The sequence below is a fragment of the Solemya velesiana gill symbiont genome, assembly GCF_002020805.1.
In the GTDB taxonomy this organism is placed as follows: domain Bacteria; phylum Pseudomonadota; class Gammaproteobacteria; order Chromatiales; family Chromatiaceae; genus Sedimenticola_A.
In genome coordinates this window covers 19,714-40,588 of record NZ_MPRJ01000010.1, presented here as the reverse complement: position 1 = coordinate 40,588, position 20,875 = coordinate 19,714, and the positions used below count along the sequence as shown (strand labels likewise).

Annotated in this window: 26 protein-coding genes and 2 tRNA genes; 10 read left to right on the top strand and 18 right to left on the bottom strand. The window is 56.8% G+C overall.

Translation table 11 applies throughout. The features are described from left to right. Nucleotides 1-15 precede the first annotated feature (15 nt). Together BOW53_RS02580 and BOW53_RS13795 are read left to right on the top strand one after the other, a co-directional pair. Nucleotides 16-570, top strand: coding sequence for a carbon storage regulator (locus BOW53_RS02580; protein WP_135606968.1), 555 nt, complete (start codon nucleotides 16-18; stop codon nucleotides 568-570). A 21-nt stretch (nucleotides 571-591) separates the two neighbouring features. Then, nucleotides 592-819, top strand: coding sequence for a helix-turn-helix domain-containing protein (locus tag BOW53_RS13795; RefSeq protein WP_078485959.1), 228 nt, complete (start codon nucleotides 592-594; stop codon nucleotides 817-819). 148 nt (nucleotides 820-967) lie between these two features. Here BOW53_RS13795 and BOW53_RS02570 read toward each other — a convergent pair. The 3 genes from BOW53_RS02570 to mutY form a co-directional block, all read right to left on the bottom strand. Next, a tRNA-Phe gene (locus BOW53_RS02570) sits at nucleotides 968-1,043 on the bottom strand. 67 nt (nucleotides 1,044-1,110) lie between these two features. Next, nucleotides 1,111-1,380 carry an oxidative damage protection protein gene (locus tag BOW53_RS02565; protein WP_078485958.1) on the bottom strand — a complete coding sequence of 90 codons (270 nt, stop codon included), beginning with the start codon at nucleotides 1,378-1,380 and terminating at the stop codon, nucleotides 1,111-1,113. After that, nucleotides 1,346-2,449, bottom strand: a complete 1,104-nt coding sequence (gene mutY, locus BOW53_RS02560) for an A/G-specific adenine glycosylase (protein WP_425442885.1) — start codon at nucleotides 2,447-2,449, stop codon at nucleotides 1,346-1,348. Before mutY ends, BOW53_RS02565 begins: the two co-directional genes overlap by 35 nt. A gap of 122 nt (nucleotides 2,450-2,571) precedes the next feature. Here mutY and BOW53_RS02555 point away from each other — a divergent pair, with 122 nt between their 5' ends. Continuing rightward, nucleotides 2,572-3,489: a L,D-transpeptidase family protein gene (locus BOW53_RS02555; protein ID WP_078485956.1), complete on the top strand. Its 918-nt coding sequence runs from the start codon at nucleotides 2,572-2,574 to the stop codon at nucleotides 3,487-3,489. A gap of 87 nt (nucleotides 3,490-3,576) precedes the next feature. Here the strand turns inward: BOW53_RS02555 and BOW53_RS02550 are convergent, their stop codons facing one another. From BOW53_RS02550 to BOW53_RS02530, 5 genes are all read right to left on the bottom strand, one after another. Next, a complete protein-coding gene (locus BOW53_RS02550) occupies nucleotides 3,577-3,852 on the bottom strand; it encodes an Lpp/OprI family alanine-zipper lipoprotein (RefSeq protein ID WP_078485955.1) in 276 nt (91 codons plus the stop codon). A 151-nt stretch (nucleotides 3,853-4,003) separates the two neighbouring features. Next, the gene (locus BOW53_RS02545) at nucleotides 4,004-5,971 is read right to left on the bottom strand and encodes an AsmA family protein (RefSeq protein ID WP_078485954.1); all 1,968 of its coding nucleotides are present in this window, start codon (nucleotides 5,969-5,971) and stop codon (nucleotides 4,004-4,006) included. A 102-nt stretch (nucleotides 5,972-6,073) separates the two neighbouring features. Then, on the bottom strand, nucleotides 6,074-6,421 hold the full coding sequence (locus BOW53_RS02540) for a putative signal transducing protein (protein ID WP_078485953.1): 348 nt from the start codon (nucleotides 6,419-6,421) through the stop codon (nucleotides 6,074-6,076). A gap of 112 nt (nucleotides 6,422-6,533) precedes the next feature. After that, nucleotides 6,534-6,607 (bottom strand) — tRNA-Gly (locus tag BOW53_RS02535). Between the two features lie 15 nt (nucleotides 6,608-6,622). Next, a complete protein-coding gene (locus tag BOW53_RS02530; RefSeq protein WP_078485952.1) occupies nucleotides 6,623-8,497 on the bottom strand; it encodes an AMP-dependent synthetase/ligase in 1,875 nt (624 codons plus the stop codon). A gap of 149 nt (nucleotides 8,498-8,646) precedes the next feature. On the opposite strand from BOW53_RS02530, the gene thiS reads away from it, so the two are divergent. The 5 genes from thiS (at nucleotide 8,647) to BOW53_RS02505 (ending at nucleotide 11,872) form a co-directional block, all read left to right on the top strand. Further along, nucleotides 8,647-8,847 (top strand): sulfur carrier protein ThiS, encoded by a 201-nt coding sequence (thiS, locus tag BOW53_RS02525; RefSeq protein WP_078485951.1) that lies wholly within the window; start codon nucleotides 8,647-8,649, stop codon nucleotides 8,845-8,847. A gap of 64 nt (nucleotides 8,848-8,911) precedes the next feature. Next, complete coding sequence (locus BOW53_RS02520; protein ID WP_078485950.1) at nucleotides 8,912-9,703, top strand: thiazole synthase; 792 nt, start codon at nucleotides 8,912-8,914, stop codon at nucleotides 9,701-9,703. A gap of 72 nt (nucleotides 9,704-9,775) precedes the next feature. Beyond that, complete coding sequence (gene trmB / locus BOW53_RS02515) at nucleotides 9,776-10,471, top strand: tRNA (guanosine(46)-N7)-methyltransferase TrmB (protein WP_078485949.1); 696 nt, start codon at nucleotides 9,776-9,778, stop codon at nucleotides 10,469-10,471. 13 nt (nucleotides 10,472-10,484) lie between these two features. After that, the gene (locus BOW53_RS02510; protein ID WP_078485948.1) at nucleotides 10,485-11,087 is read left to right on the top strand and encodes an ABC transporter ATP-binding protein; all 603 of its coding nucleotides are present in this window, start codon (nucleotides 10,485-10,487) and stop codon (nucleotides 11,085-11,087) included. Beyond that, nucleotides 11,078-11,872 carry an ABC transporter permease gene (locus BOW53_RS02505; protein WP_078485947.1) on the top strand — a complete coding sequence of 265 codons (795 nt, stop codon included), beginning with the start codon at nucleotides 11,078-11,080 and terminating at the stop codon, nucleotides 11,870-11,872. Before BOW53_RS02510 ends, BOW53_RS02505 begins: the two co-directional genes overlap by 10 nt. Nucleotides 11,873-11,891: 19 nt before the next feature. Here BOW53_RS02505 and BOW53_RS02500 read toward each other — a convergent pair whose 3' ends face one another. Beyond that, nucleotides 11,892-12,110 (bottom strand): RND transporter, encoded by a 219-nt coding sequence (locus tag BOW53_RS02500; protein WP_078485946.1) that lies wholly within the window; start codon nucleotides 12,108-12,110, stop codon nucleotides 11,892-11,894. Nucleotides 12,111-12,135: 25 nt separating this feature from the next. Continuing rightward, complete coding sequence (locus BOW53_RS02495) at nucleotides 12,136-12,477, bottom strand: macro domain-containing protein (RefSeq protein ID WP_078485945.1); 342 nt, start codon at nucleotides 12,475-12,477, stop codon at nucleotides 12,136-12,138. Between the two features lie 85 nt (nucleotides 12,478-12,562). Here BOW53_RS02495 and BOW53_RS02490 point away from each other — a divergent pair, with 85 nt between their 5' ends. Further along, nucleotides 12,563-12,913 carry a DUF3301 domain-containing protein gene (locus BOW53_RS02490; RefSeq protein WP_078485944.1) on the top strand — a complete coding sequence of 117 codons (351 nt, stop codon included), beginning with the start codon at nucleotides 12,563-12,565 and terminating at the stop codon, nucleotides 12,911-12,913. 11 nt (nucleotides 12,914-12,924) lie between these two features. Here BOW53_RS02490 and BOW53_RS02485 read toward each other — a convergent pair whose 3' ends face one another. The 6 genes from BOW53_RS02485 to BOW53_RS02460 all read right to left on the bottom strand — a co-directional run bounded on the left by BOW53_RS02485 (nucleotide 12,925) and on the right by BOW53_RS02460 (nucleotide 17,588). Beyond that, nucleotides 12,925-13,326: a ClpXP protease specificity-enhancing factor gene (locus tag BOW53_RS02485; protein ID WP_078485943.1), complete on the bottom strand. Its 402-nt coding sequence runs from the start codon at nucleotides 13,324-13,326 to the stop codon at nucleotides 12,925-12,927. Nucleotides 13,327-13,344: 18 nt separating this feature from the next. Then, nucleotides 13,345-13,968, bottom strand: a complete 624-nt coding sequence (locus BOW53_RS02480; RefSeq protein ID WP_078485942.1) for a glutathione S-transferase N-terminal domain-containing protein — start codon at nucleotides 13,966-13,968, stop codon at nucleotides 13,345-13,347. Nucleotides 13,969-14,131: 163 nt separating this feature from the next. Further along, complete coding sequence (locus BOW53_RS02475; protein WP_078485941.1) at nucleotides 14,132-14,791, bottom strand: cytochrome c1; 660 nt, start codon at nucleotides 14,789-14,791, stop codon at nucleotides 14,132-14,134. After that, a complete protein-coding gene (locus tag BOW53_RS02470; protein WP_078485940.1) occupies nucleotides 14,788-16,029 on the bottom strand; it encodes a cytochrome b in 1,242 nt (413 codons plus the stop codon). Before BOW53_RS02470 ends, BOW53_RS02475 begins: the two co-directional genes overlap by 4 nt. Next, complete coding sequence (gene petA, locus BOW53_RS02465; RefSeq protein ID WP_078485939.1) at nucleotides 16,029-16,625, bottom strand: ubiquinol-cytochrome c reductase iron-sulfur subunit; 597 nt, start codon at nucleotides 16,623-16,625, stop codon at nucleotides 16,029-16,031. The genes BOW53_RS02470 and petA overlap by 1 nt, the downstream gene beginning before the upstream one ends. A 210-nt stretch (nucleotides 16,626-16,835) precedes the next feature. Further along, complete coding sequence (locus tag BOW53_RS02460; protein ID WP_078485938.1) at nucleotides 16,836-17,588, bottom strand: Nif3-like dinuclear metal center hexameric protein; 753 nt, start codon at nucleotides 17,586-17,588, stop codon at nucleotides 16,836-16,838. A gap of 93 nt (nucleotides 17,589-17,681) precedes the next feature. On the opposite strand from BOW53_RS02460, the gene BOW53_RS02455 reads away from it, so the two are divergent. Further along, nucleotides 17,682-18,842, top strand: a complete 1,161-nt coding sequence (locus BOW53_RS02455; RefSeq protein ID WP_078485937.1) for a Do family serine endopeptidase — start codon at nucleotides 17,682-17,684, stop codon at nucleotides 18,840-18,842. 27 nt (nucleotides 18,843-18,869) lie between these two features. Here the strand turns inward: BOW53_RS02455 and hisD are convergent, their stop codons facing one another. Then, nucleotides 18,870-20,171, bottom strand: coding sequence for a histidinol dehydrogenase (hisD, locus tag BOW53_RS02450; protein WP_078485936.1), 1,302 nt, complete (start codon nucleotides 20,169-20,171; stop codon nucleotides 18,870-18,872). Between the two features lie 61 nt (nucleotides 20,172-20,232). Next, on the bottom strand, nucleotides 20,233-20,874 hold the full coding sequence (hisG, locus tag BOW53_RS02445) for an ATP phosphoribosyltransferase (RefSeq protein WP_078485935.1): 642 nt from the start codon (nucleotides 20,872-20,874) through the stop codon (nucleotides 20,233-20,235). Between the last annotated feature and the right edge of the window lies 1 nt (nucleotide 20,875).

Here is a 20,875-nt window from a genome sequence, read left to right as displayed (position 1 = left end):
TGCAAGGACTGCATCATGCCCAAAAAGGAATCCAAAAACGAGTTTATAGGCACAAGCTCATTCATCCAGCTTGCAGGCGTAGTCGTCTGCTTTCTCTTCTTCCCCTTCGGCCTGATCAGCGGAATCATCCTCCTGATTATCGGTAGCCGGATGTCCCAAAAAAAACCGTCTGCAGCGAATGCAGGGCAGGTGTCGATAAAAAGGCCAAGCTCTGCCCTCACTGCAACGCCCAATTCGAGAGCTAATATGGCCAAAACCATCAGTGTCGATCAAGGCACCATAATCACCATAGCCAACCTCATCAAAATGACGGTTGAAGAAGTTAAAGACGGTCAAGTCCGCCTAACCTTCGATGCCCCCGAAGGAGTCAGCCACACCACCGATCTCGACGGTTCCATCCAGATTTACATCGACAGCGTCAGCTATACCTTCACTGACGGTTACCGTACCTCACAGCACCAATCTTTGGGTGAAGTATTGGGAGAAATCATCGACAACCTCCAGCTTGCCCCGGATCGCCCTATTTCAGTGGTCTCAAATGCCGCTAAATCACCCCGAGAAGACGCCTAAACCACTAATACGGACTATGAAATGGAAATGGAATCCCTCGGAACTCGGCTCAGGGCCTGCCGAACGGCGAAAAACATCACCCGAAAACAACTGGGTCAGCTATCAGGAACGGACCAGTCGGTAATCCAGAAAATCGAGAATGGAAGAACACAGATGCCCCGCCAAATCGAAGCGATCGCCGCAGCCGTAGACGTCAACCCCGCCTGGCTGCTATTCGGAGAGCCCTGGGCAAACCGAGAAAGACCCTAATTCCCCCTCTCCCTAACAATTCGCGAATCGCAGTTTAAGTGTCGGCGCATCGCAAACCAAGCGTCGCGCTACACGCATCGAGGGCACAATTTTGACACAGCCCACAACGAAAAACGGCCTACGAGTGATCGTAAGCCGTTGAGAAATATGGTGGCCAGGGACAGAATCGAACTGCCGACACGGGGATTTTCAGTCCCCTGCTCTACCGACTGAGCTACCTGGCCTCAGTTGGGAGGGCGTATTAAACCTGTAGCAGCGGCCGGAGTCAAGCCTGTGCGGTAAACCAGCCGTTCATGTCTCCGGGGTAAAGCCTTCAGGAGCATCAGATCCGTCGCCGAAGAAAAATTTCTCCATCTGCTCTTCCAGGAACTGCCGGGACTTCGGGTCCACCGGGGTGAGGCGGTATTCGTTGATCAGCATGGTCTGTTGCTGCATCCACATCTGCCAGGCTTCCTTGCTCACATTGTCATAGATGCGTTGACCCAGCTCACCAGGATAAGGGACACGATCGAGACCCTCGCCCTCCTTATTCAGCTTCACACAATTTACTACCCGGCTCATCAGCCACTCCTTTTAAATACGCTTGGAATTCATCTATCAGGCGAGAGACCGGCGCTGCCAGCCCCCGCGCATCGGGATTGGCTGTGTTATACCAGACACGTCTGTCATCATCCATCACACAATTTGCGCTGTTATTGTGCTTCAGCATGACCGGTGAGATGTCCAGGTGAAAGTGAGAAAAAGTGTGCCTGCGTGCCTCCAGGAGTCCGAGCTGACGACACCCAATGCCGAGACTGGACTCGACCCAGATCGCAGGATCCTGCTCCACCGGACACTCCGGCAACCCCCATAGACCTCCCCAAATACCACTTGGCGGGCGCTGTTCAAGCAGCAGTTCACCGGAGTCGCCGACAATCAGCAGCATCTGTATCTGCCTTACCGGCAGACTCCGACGGGGCTTGGCGTGGGAATAAGCCTCGGGGTTCGACTGATCCAGCGCGATGCAGCATTCACTCAACGGGCACTCCCCACACCGTGGTTTGCGTCGTGTACAGATACCCGCCCCAAGATCCATCATCGCCTGGTTATAGGGACCTACCCGGTGTTTGGGCGTGAGTTCCTCCGCCAGATGCCATAACCGCTTTTGTACCGCCGCACGTCCTGGCCAGCCCTCCACCGCGAAACAGCGACTGAGCACCCGTTTGACGTTTCCGTCCAGTATGGCATAGCGCTGCCCAAGAGAGAGGGAGAGGATGGCACCTGCTGTTGAACGCCCGATACCCGGCAGCGCCACCACCTGGTCATAATCCCGGGGAAAATCACCACCAAAATCAGCGCTGATCACCCCGGCAGCCCGGTGCAGATTACGGGCACGGGCGTAATAGCCCAATCCGGACCAATGGTGCAGCACCTCATCCAGAGGCGCATCAGCAAGGGCCTTGATGTCCTGAAAACGTGCCATGAACCGCTCAAAATAGGGAATGACGGTACTTACCTGGGTCTGCTGAAGCATGATCTCGGATACCCATACCCGGTAGGGCGTAGGTTTCTGCTGCCAGGGCAGGTGTTTGCGACCGTGCCGATCAAACCAACTCAAAACACGATTTGAGAACCCGTGCCTACCCATTATCCAGACAGCCCCCTCCCATTGTGAGACAATGCGGGCACTGTAAACGATTTTCTATTCTCATTGTGATCCATCGGCTGACACCTCTACTCACCCTATTGCTTTGGCTGCCTGCATTCAAGGTTATGGCCCTGAGCTTCCCGTTGCCCGAAAACGGTAATGACCTGGTGGGTGAAACCCGCACCGTAAAGACCGTTTACGAGGACACCTTCTCCGATATCGCCCGGCTTCATGACCTGGGCTATTTGGACCTCACCGATGCCAACCCCGAGGTTGACCCCTGGCTGCCCGGCGAAGGCACCGAGATCATACTGCCCACCCGCTTCATCCTGCCTCCAGAGCCCAGAGAGGGAATCGTCATCAACCTGGCCGAACTGCGGCTCTATTACTACCCCAAAGGCGAAAGCCGGGTCATCACACATCCCCTGGGCATTGGCCGGGAAGGCTGGAGTACCCCCACCGGCACAGGCCGGGTAATTCGCAAGCAGGCCAATCCCACCTGGTATCCCCCGGAATCCATCCGGGCAGAGCATGCCACAGACGGAGACCCTTTGCCGGCCGCTGTTAAGCCCGGGCCGGATAACCCCCTTGGGAAGTACGCCCTTTACCTGAGCCTGACAGGCTACCTGATCCATGGCACCCACAAGCCTTATGGCGTGGGCATGCGCGTCAGTCACGGCTGCATCCGACTCTACCCGGAAGACATCGACCGGCTCTTCAGCCAGGTTCCCGTAGGAACGCCGGTGCGCATCATCAACGAACCTTACAAGGCAGGCTGGAAAGATGGGCAGCTATACGTGGAAGCACACCCGCCCTTGAGCGAGCAACTCAAAGAGAAAGGCATCAACTTCACCCCAATGGTGCAGGCAATCATCAAGGCCCTTGGTGACAGCCCCATGAAACCCGACTGGGCAGGCATGAAAAACGCCGCCCTGAATCAGCGAGGTGTTCCGGTTCCGATCACCGCCATCCAGGCAGAGCCCAACCCATCCCAACAGGATAACATCGCACTCTCGGACGAAGCAGACTCGCCCGGTCGTTAACGCTCAACAACAAGCGCCAAAAGCACAAACTAAAAAGCCCGAAACCTTCCGGCATCGGGCTCTTCAATCTGCTTTGAAAAAACAGACTTACTTGGCCATCGCCTTGCCCATCATGCGATCGCAACGCTCAGCACACTCATCGGCGGAAGCCTGTGCAGCGTTGGCAGCATTCATGGCAGCGGTAGCCTTGTTGTTTGCGTCGTCAGCAGACAGCTGGGCTGCCTTGGCAGCGGACATGGCTGCATTTGCAGCATCCTGGGCTGCAGCGATATCAGCCTTCAGCGCATCAGTAGAGGCGCAACCGGTCACCAGACCCAGGGTCAGGGCCATAGCGGACAGCTTGATCATGGCGTTCTTAGTCATTATTACTTACTCCTGTCTTGGTGTGTTCTTGGCTTGAGGTGCTGTCCGGCATTTCCTGACAGGCCGCTCAATCCCTTAATAGTAGAAAATACCCACGCGCTTCTCAAATAGTAGAGTGTAACAGCGTTCACACTCTTTCCAAACAGCCGGCTCAGCGGAAAATGCCTTTGAGCTTATCCCCGAGCTTTTCCTTGATCTCGGTCTTCTTCTCCTCGACTTTCTTATCCACTTTCGCCTTTTGGGTACCCGTCAACACGGTCCCCCAGTCGATACTGAAATCCGGTGAGGCATATGGCCCGGTCAAGTGAACGGGAACAGGCACCCCCTGGAGATCCTCAAGGCCTTCGCCCCCCTGGCCTTTGGCCGTGCTTACAACCACCGCTTTGACCTTGTAATCCAGGGTTTCAGGTACCAGGCTCACCTTACCCGCACCTGTAACCCTGAGGTAGGGCGACTTGGCCAGCAGATCCTTGTTGGTCAGCACCCCTTTGTTGATGACGGCCGAACCGCTCAGCTCGGAGAAATCGGTCTGGGCTGGCTGATCGCTCTTGGGTGCCGGTTTCCCCTGGAACTTCGCCTTGGTCTCCCGGATGGTCTGCGCAAGATTGAAGCCCTTGACCGCGCCATCCTCAAAGCGAAAATCAAGATTCCCGCCAAGACTCTTCTTGATGGCATTAATGCTATTACCCTGGGTATTGAGCTTGGCGTTGAAACGCCCCTTTCCCGCCAACCTGTCCTCGCCAGTAAGTGCCAAAAGCAGGGGCCCGGCCTGCAGGCCCTGCAACGACTCGCTGACCTGCATCACAGGTTGCTTGCCCTTGACATCCACATTCACGCTACCGTCCAGGGTGCCTTCATAGAACTTCCCGATCTTCTTACCGAGGCTCAACTTACCGTTACTTGCCTTCACCGTTACCTCAATCTGCTCGGCCAACAACTTGTTGATGATCAGTTTACCAACCTTGAGCACGCCGTTTACGTTCAGGCCACGTAACGTCTCCACAGGCAGAAGCTGTTCGTCTCCCGTGGTCTCGGCCGCTGCCTCTTGCTCCTCCTTGACCGGCGGCAGATAGCGGTCAGCGTCGATGGCATCCACGTTAAGATTGAAGCCGATGGCCTCGCCCCTGACGCTGGCGCTACCGGTAACATTGGTATCGTCCAGTACCATTTTCAGATTACGGACCTGGGTGGTATCGCCTTCGGCATTGAGATCAAAACTTGCTCCCATCCGGGTCAGTGCCGTGGCATCCGACATTTCGGGCAGTGCCATCTTCTGGGCATCGAGCCAGGAACGCAGATTGAATTCCGCCAACGCGAGGGATCCACTGAAGACCGGCGTGGCATTCAGATTATTACCCTTCAGGTTACCGCTCAGGTTCAGGTCGCCGGCGCTGAGCTTGAGATCATTTACGGCCAGGGCCCGGCCATCCAACGCCATGCTGACAGCTGCCGCCAGTTCGGCGTGGAGCGCCCCGCCTGCAAGCATCTCGCCCTCGGCATCCACCACCACCTGCAGGCCACTCACATCGAGTTGCCCCTTCTCCTCATCGACAGAGACCGTACCTGCCAGCTTGAGGTTGAATTGATCGATTTGAAAATGCTGACCTGTACTGCGGTCATCCCAGCTCACCCTGGCATTGTTGATGTCGACACCGCCAATAGCCAAGCTGGCCAGACCCTCGCCACCGTCGTGACGCTCCTCGTGCTCCTCGTGCTTCTCTTCTTTTTCGGTGCCCTTGGCAAGGTCGTCCCAGTTGGTGCGCCCATCCTTATCCTTGGCCAGGTTCAGGGTCAAGCCATCCAGGCCTACGGTATCCACCTCCAGCTGTTTGCTCAGCAGGGGCATCAACTTGACCCTGACAGCGGCATGCTTGACCGCCGCAAAGGCCTGGTCACCAAAACCTTCGGCGTTGCTCAACTCCATGCCACCGATCTCAATACCCAACCAGGGGAAAACCGAAAGCTTGAGATCGCCATCTATCCGCAGCGTGCGTCCTGTCTGCTCCTGGACCCGGGACACGATCTCGTCTTTCACCATGGGCAGCACTACAATGGCCACTACTACCAGCAGCACCAGCACACCCAGCAGCGCGCCTAAAATCTTGAACAGCTTACCCATCACAGCCTCCGTGTCAGTCTTTGTTCGTTATTATACGAATTATTTTCTTATTGCGATTTTGAGATCATAAAGCCATAGCTCATAACATGAAAGTATAATTCGTTATGAACTTTTTTGATTACCGCAATTCCAGCAGATGTTGAACTGGGGCTCGACCAGCTCTCCGCATTTGCTGCACAGCCATGAACTGCCGCCACTCACTTCATCCCGCCCCAATGACCTGAACAGGTCGAGCAACTGGCGCCCACGGGCATAATCGTCCACCCACACCACCCACACCACCCACACCACCCACACCACCCACACCACGGGAAACTGTACAGCAGGAAGATCCCCTGCCGCACCGCTGAGATAGTCACCCAGCACGACACTTTCTATATAGTGATCCGCCAGGTAGTCCTTCAATAGCTGAGCCTCGATGCGATCCCTGGCCTCATAGAGTTTTTTCATAACGGGAAGCGGCGTGATTATGCCGCGATACGATTTAATTAATATGAACAAAAGCAGACGCAGGCACCAAGTCCGGCTTTTGCGTAGAGATAACAACAGGCATCGAATGAATTGGAGCGGGTAACGGGAGTCGAACCCGTCTCTCTGGCTTGGGAAGCCAGGGTAATACCGATATACGATACCCGCTTATACTGCCTGATTCTATGCGCCAAAACTGATCAGGTGCAAGCCTAGCGCCGGCTGCCGGCTGCCCGCTGCAGGCCCGCCCTTGTACATGCCATCCACCTCTTTCTCAAAACGCTCCAGCACCTTGGCACGCTTAACCTTCAGTGTTGGCGTCGATAGACCGTTATCCACACTCCAGGGCTCCAGCAACAACGTCACCCGCCTGATCTTGGCATAACCGGGAAAGTCTCTCAGCGCATCATTGATATGACGCATCACGCTGTTGAGTACCTTTTGGTCCATCATGCTCTCCGGACTCATGGGATCGACACCGCAATCCTGCGCTAGGCCCGGCCAAAAATCGCCGGCCAGCACCACCAGGGCGGTCAGGTAGGGACGCCCTTCACCCACTACCATCACCTGCTCGAAAAGCGGGTTCAGGGCAATGGCCATCTCCATGTCGCCGGGAGGTACCTTCTCGCCGTTGGAGAGCACCAGGATATCCTTGAGCCGGCCCGTGATAAAAATGTGCTCATCTTCAAATCGGGCCTGGTCACCGGTATGCAGCCAACCATCAGGATCGATTATCTGCTTGGTGGCGGCATGGTTGTTCCAATAGCCCAACATCACGCCCGGACTTCTGACTTGCAACTCGTCGTTCTCGCCAATCCGGACTTCAACCCCCCTAAGGGGCAGGCCGACACTGACCGGTTCATTGTTGTCCAGCGGGTTGACACTGATAACCGGACTGGTCTCGGTCAGACCATAGCCCTGGATAATAGGGATAGCCAGGCCGATGAATACCTGGGCGATCTCCGGCGTCAGGGGGGCCCCTCCACTGACCGCAACCCTCAGGTTACCACCCAACTTGCTGGTGATTTTGGAGGCAACCAGCTTGTTGAGCAGGGGCCAGAAAAGCAACTTGGGACGCCAGCCGGCTTTGCCCTGCTGTACCAGGAAACGGTGCCAGCCAACGTTGACTGCAGAGTTGAATAACCACCTCGCGATGGCCGAACCCTTGGACATCTTGTCCTTCACCTTGCCATATACCCTCTCAAAGATGCGAGGTACGGAGATCAACACCGTCGGGCGAACCTGTTGCAAATCATCTGCAAGCTGGGCAATGGAGCGGGAATAGGCCACCATGGAACCGGTCATGACCGGAATGTAATAACCTGCAGTGCGTTCCAAGGTATGTGACAGGGGGAGGAAAGAGAGAAACACATCCTCAAGATAGCAGTCCAGCACGGTCAGCGATGCGTGAGCAATGGAGAGCATGTTGTAGTGGCTCAGCATTACCCCTTTCGATCGCCCGGTGGTACCGGATGTGTAGACAATGGAAGCCAGCTCATGGGGGTCACCCTGGCGCTGCCTCAGCCTGCCACCCTTTTCCGGAAGCCACTCCTGCACCATGCGGACCCTGGCGTCCTGCACGCCTGCATTTTGATCCCCGTTTCCGCTTTCGAGAATCAGAACACGTTCCAGCGCACCCTCTTCATGCAGCGCAGGTGCCAACTTGCGCCAGCGCCCTGCATCCTGCACCAGCAACAGACTGACGGCAGCGTCCTCGAGAATATAAGCAATGTTATCAGGCCGGTCATCGGTATAGAGCGGCACCAGTACCAACCCCAGGCCGAGACAGGCCTGGTCGAAGATCACCCACTCCGGGCAATTGCACAATAGCAAGGCCACCCGATCGCCGGGCTGCAACCCCTCCTTGCTCAATGCATCCTGCCAGCGCGCCACCATGGCGCCCATGTCATCCCAGGTATAGGTATTCCAATCATCAAGGCCGCGGTCGAAATAACGATACGCATCCTGCGTACCGGATCGTTTCACACGCTGCACAAACAAACCGTCCAACGTCCCCGCACTTTCAACCGAGATCAGGTCTTCAGTCCACTGATGCAAGCCAGCCTCCTCTCTCCGAGCCTCCGACAAAAACGCTCAACGGGATCATGTATTGGACCGGGGCTTCTTTAATTCTAGTTGTGCTTGTATGTGCCAGTTTAGTGTAGAATCCGCCAAGAATACATCCATTAGCACCCAGTAGGATCAGAATGCAGATATTTGTCAACGGCGAAGAGAAACAGGTCCCTGACGGATGCAGCATGGCTGCACTTATTTCAAGCCTCGATCTCGCCGGCCAACGTATTGCCGTGGAGGTAAACGAGGAACTGGTGCCCCGCAGTACACTCGAAAACCATGCGCTGCAGCCTGGCGATAGAGTAGAGATCGTCAACGCCATAGGAGGCGGGTAAACACCCCCTTGCCCGGCAAAAAGCAAACACTCATCATTACAGAATACCCCGAGAATTGACCACTATGTCCAACGAAAGCAAAGATACCCTGTCTATCGCCGGAAAAGAGTACAACTCCCGACTGCTCGTCGGCACCGGCAAATACAAAGACATGGATGAGACAAAGCGCGCCATTGAAACCAGCGGTGCCGAGGTCATCACCATCGCTGTACGCCGCACCAACATCGGACAGAATGCCGACGAGCCCAATGTTCTGGACATTCTGCCACCAGACCGGCACACCATCCTGCCCAACACCGCCGGCTGCTTAGACAAGCAAACCGCCGTGCGCACATGCAAACTGGCCCGGGAACTGCTCGACGGGCACAACCTGGTTAAGCTCGAAGTCCTGGGGGACGAGAAGACCCTATTCCCGGACGTGATGCAGACCCTTGCCGCAGCCGAAGAGCTGATCAAGGACGGTTTTGACGTGATGGTCTATACCAACGATGATCCCATTATTGCCCGCGAACTGGAAAACATGGGCTGTGTAGCGGTGATGCCCCTTGCCGCGCCCATCGGCTCCGGTCTTGGCATCCGCAACAAGCTCAACATCCAGACCATCGTGGAGAATGCGAATGTGCCGATTCTGGTGGACGCCGGCGTGGGTACCGCATCGGATGCCGCCGTTGCCATGGAACTGGGGTGTGATGGTGTACTCATGAATACCGCCATTGCAGCAGCGCAGAACCCTGTTCTGATGGCCTCAGCCATGAAGAAGGCCATCGAAGCGGGACGTGAGGCCTATCTCGCAGGGCGCATGCCGGCAAAACGGTTCGCCTCGGCCTCCTCCCCGGTGGATGGCCTCTTTTTCTGATCCATAAACGTACCCTGGAGACCTCTCCTCCAGGGATAACATCCAGCGACAACCCTCTATACTTTACAATCCATGAACAACGAGCCGACCAAGCACCACCGCCACATCCGCAGTTTTGTGCTTAGGGAGGGTCGCCTCACTGCAGGCCAGCAAAGGGCATTCGAGACCGTGTGGCCGGAGTACGGTATCGACTTCCTGGGCAATCGGATTGATCTCCCTGCGCTTTTTGGCAACCACAATCCGATCTTCCTGGAGATCGGCTTCGGAAACGGCGAATCCCTGGCCGAAATGGCTGCCGCCAACCCCCAGAACAACTACCTCGGCATCGAGGTCCACCGCCCGGGTGTCGGCCACTTGCTGATCAAGATAGAAGAGCTTGGCCTGACCAACCTAAGGGTGATTCGCCACGATGCGGTGGAGGTGCTCAAGAAAAGCATAGCCGATTCTTCCCTGGACGGCGTCTTCCTGTTCTTCCCCGATCCCTGGCACAAGAAACGCCATCACAAACGGCGCATACTGCAACAGGAGTTCGTGCAACGACTGGCCAGGGTCATAAGACCGGGCGGTTTCTTCCATGCGGCAACGGACTGGGAGCACTATGCCGAGCACATGATGACTGTGCTGAGCCATGAGACTGAATACTTCGAAAACAGTGCAGGGGGTGGAAATTACACCCCCCGCCCGGACTACCGTCCTTTGACCAAATTCGAGCGCAGAGGACAGCGACTCGGACACGGTGTTTGGGACCTGGTCTTCAGACGCAGGTAAAAGGAAAAAGCCGATGGGTGGGCTGGAACTGCATCAATTCAAGAGCCCGGGCTTGAGTGCCATCGACCTCACCCTGTCACCGGGAGAGTGCGTATCCCTCACCGGCCCCTCCGGTTGTGGCAAGACCCGTTTACTGAGGGCAATCGCCGATCTCGATCCCAATGAAGGGACTGCAACGCTCGATGAGATTCCACGAAGCGAGATTCCACCCACAGACTGGCGCAGCCAGGTGGGCTACCTGCCTACCGAGAGCCACTGGTGGGCATCCAGGGTCGGCCATCACTTTCCGGACGGCGAAGAGAAGGCATTCACCACCCTGGGATTTTCAATGGAGTGCCTCGAGTGGGAAGTCACGCGACTCTCCAGCGGCGAACGCCAGCGCCTCGCACTGGTGAGGCTGCTCGCCCACTCGCCACGAATCCTGCTGCTGGACGAACCCACAGCCAACCTGGACCAGGAGAATATCAGCCGAGTGGAATCACTGATCAGTCAATTCATCGAGGAACAAGGGGCTGCCGTGCTCTGGGTTAGCCATGATCCGGCTCAACGCAAGCGGGTCGCCCAACGGCACATGAAAATCGAAAACGGAAAGCTGGAGACCGAAGCGTGGAACTGATCCGCCTCAGTCCATTCGATCTCTTCATAGCCGCCCTGCTGGTTATCGGCCTCTCTCTCATCTCCTGGCGACTTCAGTTGGGAGTTGAGAAACGCCTTCTGTGGGCTTCGCTTCGCACGGTGCTCCAGCTGACCCTGCTGGGCCTAGTCCTCAAGACCCTGTTTGCCCAGGACAACCCCTACCTCATCGGGCTGTTGGCCCTGTTCATGCTCACCGTAGCCGGCTACGAGGTAATGGCACGGCAGCAGAAACGTTTCACGGGGGTATGGGGCATGGGCATCGGCACCCTGTCGATGTTCATTTCCTCCTTCAGCATCACCCTGCTCGCCCTGCACCTGGTCATCGGTGTCGAGCCCTGGTATACCCCCCAGTACCTGATTCCCCTGCTCGGGATGATGCTGGGCAACACCATGTCAGGAATGGCCATCGCCCTCGACAACCTGACCCAGAACGCCGCTCAGCAGCGAGGCGTCATCGAGGCCAGGCTGATCCTGGGAGAGAGCTGGGAAACCGCCATTGGCGAGATCAGGCGCAACGCCCTGCGCTCGGGTCTCATCCCCATCATCAATGCCATGGCCGCCGCTGGCGTGGTCAGCCTTCCCGGCATGATGACAGGCCAGATCCTTGGCGGCAGCCCGCCCCTGGAGGCCGCCAAGTATCAGATCATGATCATGTTGCTGATTACCGCAGGCACCGGACTGGGTGCCATTGTTGCGGTCTGGATAGGTTCCTACCGGCTGTTCGACGAGCGCCAGCGACTACGCCTGGACCGGCTCAAGAACTAGCCATCGAAAGCATGGGGATTCAGCCCTGCTCCTTTAGCCTCATCAACTTCAGTATCAACACAACCACAGGTGCCGAATGGAGAAAAAGATCGAATATATCGATCGGCTTCACAAGGGTTCCTTCAGCCAGCATTCTCAGTTTTTCAACCACATGAGGCTCAGGCACGAAAGGCGCAAGCCCCAGAAACACTGCCGCTATGACAACAAACGGCATCGGCAGCTCATCTAACCACTTCATTACAACGCAACTCCAACTGCTGGAATTATTGACAAGTATCGCAAAGCGATCGATAGAGATCTGCATCCTGACTGCTGAAACAGCAGGCGATGATCTCATCAAAATCTTCTGCATTACGCATTGCATCCAGGGCAATCAGGGCAGCATCCTTCCACTTGGCCGGCAACCTGAATCTGGGAGTAATCCGTGCCTCCCCCGCGGGGCAGCCACCCTGCGGCCTGCAGGCTTCAACCAGTTCCGGACCGGCGGCCCGGTGAATGGCACCGTCCACACCACCACCACCAAGCAGGCTTGAATTGACCGCGTTCACGATGGCCTCCACGGCCAGTTTCGTAATGTCACCCTGAATAATCCTGATTACACCCACGACCTCCTCCTTTTATTTGAATGTGCGATATAGGGTTACCGGGTTAATATAGGCGATCATCCGAGCAACCTGACCACCACCACCCATGCCCACAATCAGCAGTATCCTTCTTATCGCACTGATCATCTGGTTCTGGTTGGACAGCGCCCGGGCCAGGGAGATCGCAACAGGCATCTGTGCGGCGGCTTGCGCCGAGCGAAATCTGCAATTCCTCGATCAAACCGTCGCGCTTCGGCGTCTCGGTCTGCGCTGGACTCAACAGGGTATCAGAATAAGAAGACGCTTTGCTTTCGACTGCAGTGAAGAGGGCGAAGGCCGCCACGTCGGCCATATCACCCTGGTAGGCATCCAGTTGAAAGAGTTCAGCCTCGGACTGCCCAGCAGTGAAGACAGCGCCATATCCCCCAGGCGTCCACCGGATGGTCCGTCAACCTGATCGGGGAATCTCTATTTAACGACCTTGAGGGTAGGCCTCTCCCGCGGCGGCGTGGGCCCTGGATCATCGTCCGGCGAACCGTCCTCCGACTCCAGCATCTCCTCCTCGGGAAACAGCATCCCGCGACCGTTCTCCCGTGCGTAGATACCGAGCACCGCCACAGGCGGGACCATCACATCCATGGGGGAACCGCCGAAACGGGCATTGAACGAGATCATTTCATTGGCGAGCTCGAGACCGCGTACTGCCGTGGGGCTGATGTTGAGTACGATCTTGCCGTCCTCGACATACTGCGTAGGCACTACAACGCCCTCCCTGTCCGCCTCGACCAGCAGATGAGGAGTCAAACCGTTATCCACCAGCCAATCGTAGAGGGCACGAATGAGGTAGGGCCTGTTGGAACTGAGCGCCATGGTGCAAACCCTGAGCGGTTACTCGCGCATCTCCCGCTCTGATTCGGTCAGGCACTCCTTGAAGGAGTCACGCTCGAACATGCGCTCGGCATATTCGTTAACAGCCTTGGCAGAAGCAGGCAACTCAATTCCCATCATCGGCAGACGCCACAGCATGGGAGCTATGGAACAATCCACCAGGGTGAAATCGCCACTCATGAAAAAGGGCTTGGCGGCGAAGATCGAGGCACTCACGATCAGGCTTTCGCGCAGCTCTTTGCGCGCCTTGGCGGCACCTTTCCCACCAGCAAGAACCTCGTCCATCAGAGTGTACCAGTCGCGATCCACCCGATGCATGAAGAGCCGCGAACTTGCCCTGGCAACAGGGTCAACCGGCAGCAGCGGCGGGTGGGGGAAACGCTCATCGAGATATTCCATGATGATCCGCGACTCAAAGAGAGTCAGATCGCGATCGACCAGTGTAGGCAGTGTTCCGTAAGGATTGAGATCCATGATGTCTTCCGAGAGATTCACGGGATCGGTGTCAATAATCTCAACCGTTATGCTTTTTTCAGCCAGCACCAGGCGCACACGATGACTGTAGGGGCTCTTGCCATCAGAGTACAAGGTCATCACAGACCGCTTGTTCGCTACAACTGCCATTTACGACTCTCCAAATTCACAAAAGGGCAATAAATTCATAAGACCCCGAACAGGTTACTGGAAAAGACGCTTACGAATATGCGAGGTTTTCCCGCTAGCCTGTAAAAAAAACAAAGGGGCGCACAGTATACCTTAACTGTGCGCCCCCGTGTTGCTGTTTCGGTCAGTGCTTAGGCACGTCCTTCCAGTACTCCTTCTTCAGGAGATAGGAAAGCACGAAGAAGATGGCAATGAAAATCAGCACGTAGGTACCGATGCGCTTGCGCTCAACCGCGATGGGCTCCCCGACATAGGCCATGAAGGCAGTCAGGTCACGCATATCCGAATCGAACTTCTCAACGGCCTGGTCCTTCTGCAGTTTCCACAGTACATGCGGCATACCCACATCGGGGAAGACCTTGTTGTTCACGCCGAACGGACGGGATTCGTCTGGCTCGAAGCCGCGCAGGTAGGTGTAAACCCAGTCAACGCCACGGGCGCGGGTGATCACGCTCAGGTCGGGCGGTGCGGCACCGAACCATGCTGCCGCATCCTCTGGATCCATGGCAATGTTCATGGTATCACCGATCTTGTCGGTGGTGAACATCAGGTTCTGCTTCACTTCGTCCTCGGTCATATCCAGGTCACGGGCCATGCGGTTGTAACGCTGGTATTTGGCCGAGTGGCAGCTCAGGCAGTAGTTCATGAACAGCTTTGCGCCGCGCTGCAGAGACTCTTTGTCGGTCAGATCGATGTTGGCATCGTCCAGTTGGACATTACCACCGGCAGCCATACCGAGAACGGGCGCTGCAGCCAACAGAAACGCAAGTATCAGCTTTTTCATTTGGTCACCCTCTCAGGAACAGGCTTGGTCTTGTCCATCTTGCTGTAGATCGGCATCAGCAGGAAGAACGCGAAGTAGTAAATCGTACCGATCTGGGCCATCAGCTTGTAGTGGTCTGCGATGGGTTTGACACCCAGGTAGCCAAGAACGATAAAGTCGATTACAAACAGCCAGAGCATGGTCTTGTAGAGCGCACCCTTGTAGCGGATGGACTTGACCGGGCTCCTGTCCAGCCAGGGCAGGAAGAACATGATCAGGATGGATGCGAACATCGCAACCACAGCCGGGAAGGCAGAACCCGCAATCGAGGGGACCGCACGCAGGATCGCGTAGAACGGCGTGAAGTACCAGACCGGAGCGATATGCTCAGGGGTCTTCAGCGGGTTGGCCGGTTCAAAGTTGGGGTGCTCGATGAAAAAGCCACCCATCTCGGGAGCGAAGAAGACGACCACCGAGAACAGGAACAGGAAGCCCGCAACACCCGCGATATCCTTGACGGAGTAGTAAGGGTGGAAGGGGATGCCGTCAGCAGGTGCGCTGTCGCTCCAGCGGTTACCCTTGGGACCCTTCTTGATCTCGATGCCGTCGGGGTTGTTGGAACCCACCTTGTGCAGGGCAACGATGTGCACGAACACCAGCGCCACCAGAATAAAAGGCAGCAGGAAGTGCAGTGCGAAGAAGCGGTTCAGGGTCGCATCGGAAATGACGTAGTCGCCGCGAATCCAGACACCCAGTTCAGGGCCGATCCACGGTACAGCGGAGAACAGGTTCACGATAACCTGGGCACCCCAGTAGGACATCTGGCCCCAGGGCAGCAGGTAGCCCATGAAGGCAGTGGCCATCATAGCCAGGTAAACCAGCACACCAATGATCCAGAGCAGTTCGCGGGGCTTACGGTAGGAGCCGTACATCAGGCCGCGGAACATGTGCAGGTAGACCACGACGAAGAAGGCCGAGGCTCCGGTTGAGTGCATGTAGCGAATCAGCCAACCCCAGTCCACATCACGCATGATGAACTCAACAGAACCGAAGGCCAGTTCCGCATCGGGTTTGTAGCTCATTGCCAGCCAGACACCGGTGAGGATCTGGATAACCAGGACCAGCATGGCCAGGGAACCGAAGAAGTACCAGAAGTTGAAGTTCTTCGGTGCGTAATATTCAGCCAGATGCTCGTTCCAGACCTTGGTCAGGGGGAAACGATCGTCGATCCAGCCAACGAAATTCTTCATGGCATTCATCAGGCTGCACCTCCGTCTTCACTCACCAGAATCAGGGTATCGGAGAGATACTGGTGCGGGGGGATTTCAAGGTTACTGGGAGCCGGCGCGCCAGCATAAACGCGGCCAGCCAGGTCGAACTTGGAACCGTGACAGGGGCAGGAGAAACCACCGCGCCACGCATCACCACCCAGATCGGCAGCGCCGACATCGGGACGGTAGGTGGGAGAGCAACCCAGGTGAGTACAGATACCCACTGCCACCAGATACTTCTCCTTGATGGAGCGGGTGGGATTCTGGCAGTAGCCTGGCTGCTGCGGCAGTTCGGACTTGGGATCCGCAAGGGTTCCCTCCAGCGCCGACAGATCCTTCAGGTTCTCTTCGGTGCGATGCACGATCCACACGGGCTTACCGCGCCACTTCACGCGCAGCATCTGGCCCGACTCGAGCTTGCTGATATCAGCCTCGACCGGCGCACCCGCTGCCTTTGCACGCTCACTGGGAGCCCAGGCCGCCAGAAAAGGATAAACCACGTAGCCGGCGCCGATGGCACCCACTACACTCGTTGCGGCGGTTAACATCCGCCTTTTTTTCAAATCCACGCCATCTGCGCTCATTATTAAAGACTCCCGGAGTAGGCTGGAGAATCCTGATATGTGGGCGAGTCTCAATCCCCGTTATAGAGACACTTCAGAATATACTGAATTTCAACCCCACAAAACTGACCGCGAATTGTCTTACAGGCAGCCCCCTAGGTCAAGATAGGCTTATTTTTTAATGGTTATCAACTGGTTTTATCGCGGCGCCGCAAATTCTTCACCACCGAATCACACCGGGTTGGATATATCGATAAAACTGCACTGCAGCCCGAACCTCTCGGATAGGTGCTCTCCAAGTGCCAGTATCCCGTAGCGTTCGGTGGCGTGATGACCCGCCGAAAAATAGTGGATCCCAAGTTCGCGAGCCAGATGGGCGGTCTGCTCAGACACCTCGCCACTGATAAATGCGTCCATCCCTGCCGCCGCAGCCCGTTCGATGTAACCCTGGGCACCCCCGGTGCACCAACAGACCTTGCTTATATCCTCCCTACCGCCATCGAGATACAGCGGGTTTCTCTGGAGTGATGCATCAATTCGCGCAATCATGTTCTGGGCACTCTCCGGCTCACCCAAACAGGCCGACCAGAGCAGCCCTTCCTCGTCCAGGGGCTCTGGATCTTGAAAACCCAACCGATCAGCCAACTGGCGATTGTTTCCGATTTCAGCATGAGCATCGAGCGGCAGGTGATAAGCCATGAGACTGATCCCGTTCTGCATGAGGGTGCGCACCCGCCTGCCCTTCATACCTGTCAGGGCCGGTGATTCACCCTTCCAGAAATAGCCATGATGCACCAGCAGCAGATCCGCCCCGGCCTCCACTGCAGCATCCAGCAGCGCCTGGCTCGCAGTCACCCCTGTCACCACGCTGCTTATCTCCGGGTTGCCCCCATCCACCTGCAGACCATTCGGGCAATAATCATTGAATGAATCCACCGCCAACAACTGATTACAGTAAGCCTCGAGTTCGCCCAAATTCACCATGGCTGTATAGATCCCCTATCGACTGGCAAAAGGAAATGGTAGTTTATCGTCTTTCATTGGGACAACACCGCCCAAGCCATCGATTTGCTGGACATGCTGAAAACAACAAAACCAATCGGTTTCATTCTGGTCTCTGTCATCGCCGGGCTGGCTGCCGCGTACATTGCCCTGAAGATCATGCAGGAGCCTACCGTCACATTTCGGGAAGCCCCACCCAGCCCTGCACCCGCGAACGCCCAAAGCGGCCCCTTCTCATATGCACAAGCCGTACAGCAGGCGCGGCCCTCGGTGGTCAACGTCTTTACATCCAAGATCACCATCCAGAGAAGAAGCAGCCTGCTGGACGACCCCATTTTCCAGCGTTTCTTCGGGAATCGCTTTCACAGGGAGCCCAAAAAGCGGCTGCAGACCAGCCTCGGTTCCGGCGTCATCATCAACAAAGACGGGTACATACTGACCAATCACCACGTCATCGCATCGGCGGATGAGATCAAAGTGGTTCTATCCAGCGGCAGAACCCTTCAGGCCAAGGTCGTCGGCACCGACCCGGACACCGACCTGGCAGTAGTCAAAACAGAGACGGATGATCTCCCGGAAATCACGGTAGGCAACTCGGAAACATTACAGGTGGGCGACGTAGTGCTTGCCATCGGCAACCCGTTCGGGGTTGGCCAGACGGTAACCATGGGCATCGTCAGCGCCACTGGCAGAAACCAGCTCGGCATCAACACCTTTGAAAACTTCATTCAAACCGATGCGGCCATCAATCCCGGAAATTCAGGCGGCGCGCTGATCAATGCACGTGGTGAACTGGTCGGCATCAACACCGCCATTTTTTCCAAGACCGGCGGCTCCCAGGGCATCGGATTCGCCATTCCCGTAGACCTGGCCAAGGGCATCATGAACGAGATACTGAAACAGGGACGGGTGGTTCGAGGCTGGCTGGGAATTACAGGACAGGACATCACCCCCGAACTCGCCGAATCATTCGACCTGCAGGAACAGAGCGGCGTCCTGGTTTCAAGGGTTATCGAAGGGGGGGCGGCAGACGATGCTGGCATTGAGCTGGGCGATGTCATCACCCGAATAGACAACAGGATTCCCTCGGACTCCCGGGAGTTCCTCAATATCATCTCCGCTCAGAAACCCGGAACGGAGATCCAAATCGAAGGCTGGCGGGGCAAAAAACGCTTCACCACCGAGGCAACCATTTCGGAGCGACCCAGGGTCAGCGAAGGCATCAGGCCCCGTTAGGGGCCTGATCCGGGATGCCAGAGCGCGTTATTTCTCGAAGCGGTATTCGGCAGAACGGGCGTGGGCGGTCAGCCCCTCCCCTCGGGCCAGCACCGATGCGGTGCGCCCCAGGGTTTCGGCACCCTGCTCGGAGACCAAGATCAGGCTCGAGCGTTTCTGGAAATCATAGACACCAAGAGGCGAAGAGAAGCGCACCGTGCGCGAAGTCGGCAGCACGTGATTGGGACCCGCACAGTAGTCGCCCAGGGGCTCTGAAGTGTAACGCCCCATGAAGATGGCGCCGGCGTGCCGGATCCTTGAGGCCATCTGCACCGGGTCTTCCACCGACAGTTCAAGGTGCTCAGGTGCAATGTAGTTGGCCACTTCACAGGCTTCGTCCATATCACGACAGACGATGAGCGCCCCCCTGCCCTTTAGGGCTGTGGCAATAATCGGCTCACGTTCCATGGTCGGCAGCAGTTTCTCGATGCTCGCCTCAACCTGGGCAACAAACTCCGCATCAGGGCAGACCAGAATGGACTGGGCGTCCTCGTCGTGCTCTGCCTGGGAGAAGAGGTCCATGGCCACCCAGTCGGGATTGGTCTTACCGTCGCAGACCACCAGGATCTCCGAGGGACCGGCGACCATATCGATACCCACCTGGCCGAATACCGCACGCTTGGCGGTAGCCACGTAGATGTTGCCAGGGCCGACGATCTTATCCACCGGCGGGACAGACTTGGTACCGTAAGCAAGCGCAGCCACCGCCTGGGCGCCGCCCACAGCAAATACCCTGTCCACACCACAGACGCGTGCTGCCGCCAGGACCAACTCGTTGAGCTCGCCGCCGGGTGTCGGCACCACCATGATCAGTTCGGAAACACCCGCCACCTTGGCAGGCAGCGCATTCATCAGTACAGACGAGGGATAGGCTGCCTTGCCCCCTGGCACGTAGAGTCCCACGCGATCAAGGGGAGTCACCTGCTGACCCAGCATGGTCCCGTCATCCTCGGTATAGGTCCAGGACTCCACTTTCTGCTTCTCGTGGTAGACGCGAACCCGCTCTGCTGCATGCTCCAGGGCATCGCGCTGATCCTGGGGGATGGTGTTCCAGGCCTGCTCGAGGCGGGCAAGGGGTATCTCGAGATCGCCTGCTGTCTCCGCCTGCCAACCATCAAAACGGTTGGTGTACTCGAGCAGGGCCTCGTCACCACGGGAACGAATATTGTCGATGATGTCGTTGACGGTGTTGTTGACCGCACCGTCGGACACCGACTCCCATGCCAGCAATTGTTCCAACTGTGCGTCGAAGCCGTCATCGGTGGTATTCATCAAGCGAATAAGGGACATGTCGTGTCTATCCTCAAAAAAAGGAAATTACCAGTTCAATCAATGCCGGATACTACGGCGATCAGTCCTCGCCCACCGCTTCGCGCAGGGCGTCGAGCAGTGAGGTCACGGTAGCGTGCTTCATCTTCCAGGACGCCTTGTTGACCACCACCCGGGAACTAATGTCGGCAATATGCTCCAGGGGAACCAGTCCATTGGCCTTCAGGGTATTACCACTCTCAACCAGGTCGACAATCAGGTCTGCCAGCCCAACCAGGGGGGCAAGCTCCATGGAGCCGTAGAGCTTGATCAGGTCAACCTGCTGTCCCCGGGCCGCAAAATAGTGCTTGGCGGAATTGACGTACTTGGTCGCGATACGCAGGCGGTTGCCCGAGAGTTCTGCATCCTTGAAACCGGCCACCATCATCTGGCAGCGGGCAATCCGAAGATCGAGGGGCTCGTACAGTCCTTCACCACCATGCTCCATCAGCACATCCTTGCCTGCCACACCCAGGTCGGCAGCGCCCCATTGAACATAAGTGGGTACATCCGTTGCCCGAATCAGCACCAGTTTCACCTGGGAATGGCTGGTATCCAGGATCAGCTTGCGGCTGGTCTCCGGATCGCCCACGGGCTCAATGCCTGCATGAGCCAACAGCGGCAGGGTCTGCTTGAAGATGCGCCCCTTGGAGAGGGCAATGGTAATCGGCGAGTCAAAATTCATC

Bases quoted from the DNA above. Each gene is read 5' to 3' on its own strand.
- BOW53_RS02580 (WP_135606968.1), top strand. From the start codon at position 16: ATGCCCAAAAAGGAATCCAAAAACGAGTTTATAGGCACAAGCTCATTC.
- BOW53_RS13795 (WP_078485959.1), top strand. From the start codon at position 592: ATGGAAATGGAATCCCTCGGAACTCGGCTCAGGGCCTGCCGAACGGCG.
- BOW53_RS02565 (WP_078485958.1), bottom strand. From the start codon at position 1,380: ATGAGCCGGGTAGTAAATTGTGTGAAGCTGAATAAGGAGGGCGAGGGT.
- BOW53_RS02555 (WP_078485956.1), top strand. From the start codon at position 2,572: ATGGCCCTGAGCTTCCCGTTGCCCGAAAACGGTAATGACCTGGTGGGT.
- BOW53_RS02550 (WP_078485955.1), bottom strand. From the start codon at position 3,852: ATGACTAAGAACGCCATGATCAAGCTGTCCGCTATGGCCCTGACCCTG.
- BOW53_RS02545 (WP_078485954.1), bottom strand. From the start codon at position 5,971: ATGGGTAAGCTGTTCAAGATTTTAGGCGCGCTGCTGGGTGTGCTGGTG.
- BOW53_RS02540 (WP_078485953.1), bottom strand. From the start codon at position 6,421: ATGAAAAAACTCTATGAGGCCAGGGATCGCATCGAGGCTCAGCTATTG.
- thiS (WP_078485951.1), top strand. From the start codon at position 8,647: ATGCAGATATTTGTCAACGGCGAAGAGAAACAGGTCCCTGACGGATGC.
- BOW53_RS02520 (WP_078485950.1), top strand. From the start codon at position 8,912: ATGTCCAACGAAAGCAAAGATACCCTGTCTATCGCCGGAAAAGAGTAC.
- trmB (WP_078485949.1), top strand. From the start codon at position 9,776: ATGAACAACGAGCCGACCAAGCACCACCGCCACATCCGCAGTTTTGTG.
- BOW53_RS02510 (WP_078485948.1), top strand. From the start codon at position 10,485: ATGGGTGGGCTGGAACTGCATCAATTCAAGAGCCCGGGCTTGAGTGCC.
- BOW53_RS02500 (WP_078485946.1), bottom strand. From the start codon at position 12,110: ATGAAGTGGTTAGATGAGCTGCCGATGCCGTTTGTTGTCATAGCGGCA.
- BOW53_RS02490 (WP_078485944.1), top strand. From the start codon at position 12,563: ATGCCCACAATCAGCAGTATCCTTCTTATCGCACTGATCATCTGGTTC.
- BOW53_RS02485 (WP_078485943.1), bottom strand. From the start codon at position 13,326: ATGGCGCTCAGTTCCAACAGGCCCTACCTCATTCGTGCCCTCTACGAT.
- BOW53_RS02480 (WP_078485942.1), bottom strand. From the start codon at position 13,968: ATGGCAGTTGTAGCGAACAAGCGGTCTGTGATGACCTTGTACTCTGAT.
- BOW53_RS02475 (WP_078485941.1), bottom strand. From the start codon at position 14,791: ATGAAAAAGCTGATACTTGCGTTTCTGTTGGCTGCAGCGCCCGTTCTC.
- BOW53_RS02470 (WP_078485940.1), bottom strand. From the start codon at position 16,029: ATGAATGCCATGAAGAATTTCGTTGGCTGGATCGACGATCGTTTCCCC.
- petA (WP_078485939.1), bottom strand. From the start codon at position 16,625: ATGAGCGCAGATGGCGTGGATTTGAAAAAAAGGCGGATGTTAACCGCC.
- BOW53_RS02460 (WP_078485938.1), bottom strand. From the start codon at position 17,588: ATGGTGAATTTGGGCGAACTCGAGGCTTACTGTAATCAGTTGTTGGCG.
- BOW53_RS02455 (WP_078485937.1), top strand. From the start codon at position 17,682: ATGCTGAAAACAACAAAACCAATCGGTTTCATTCTGGTCTCTGTCATC.
- hisD (WP_078485936.1), bottom strand. From the start codon at position 20,171: ATGTCCCTTATTCGCTTGATGAATACCACCGATGACGGCTTCGACGCA.
- hisG (WP_078485935.1), bottom strand. From the start codon at position 20,874: ATGAATTTTGACTCGCCGATTACCATTGCCCTCTCCAAGGGGCGCATC.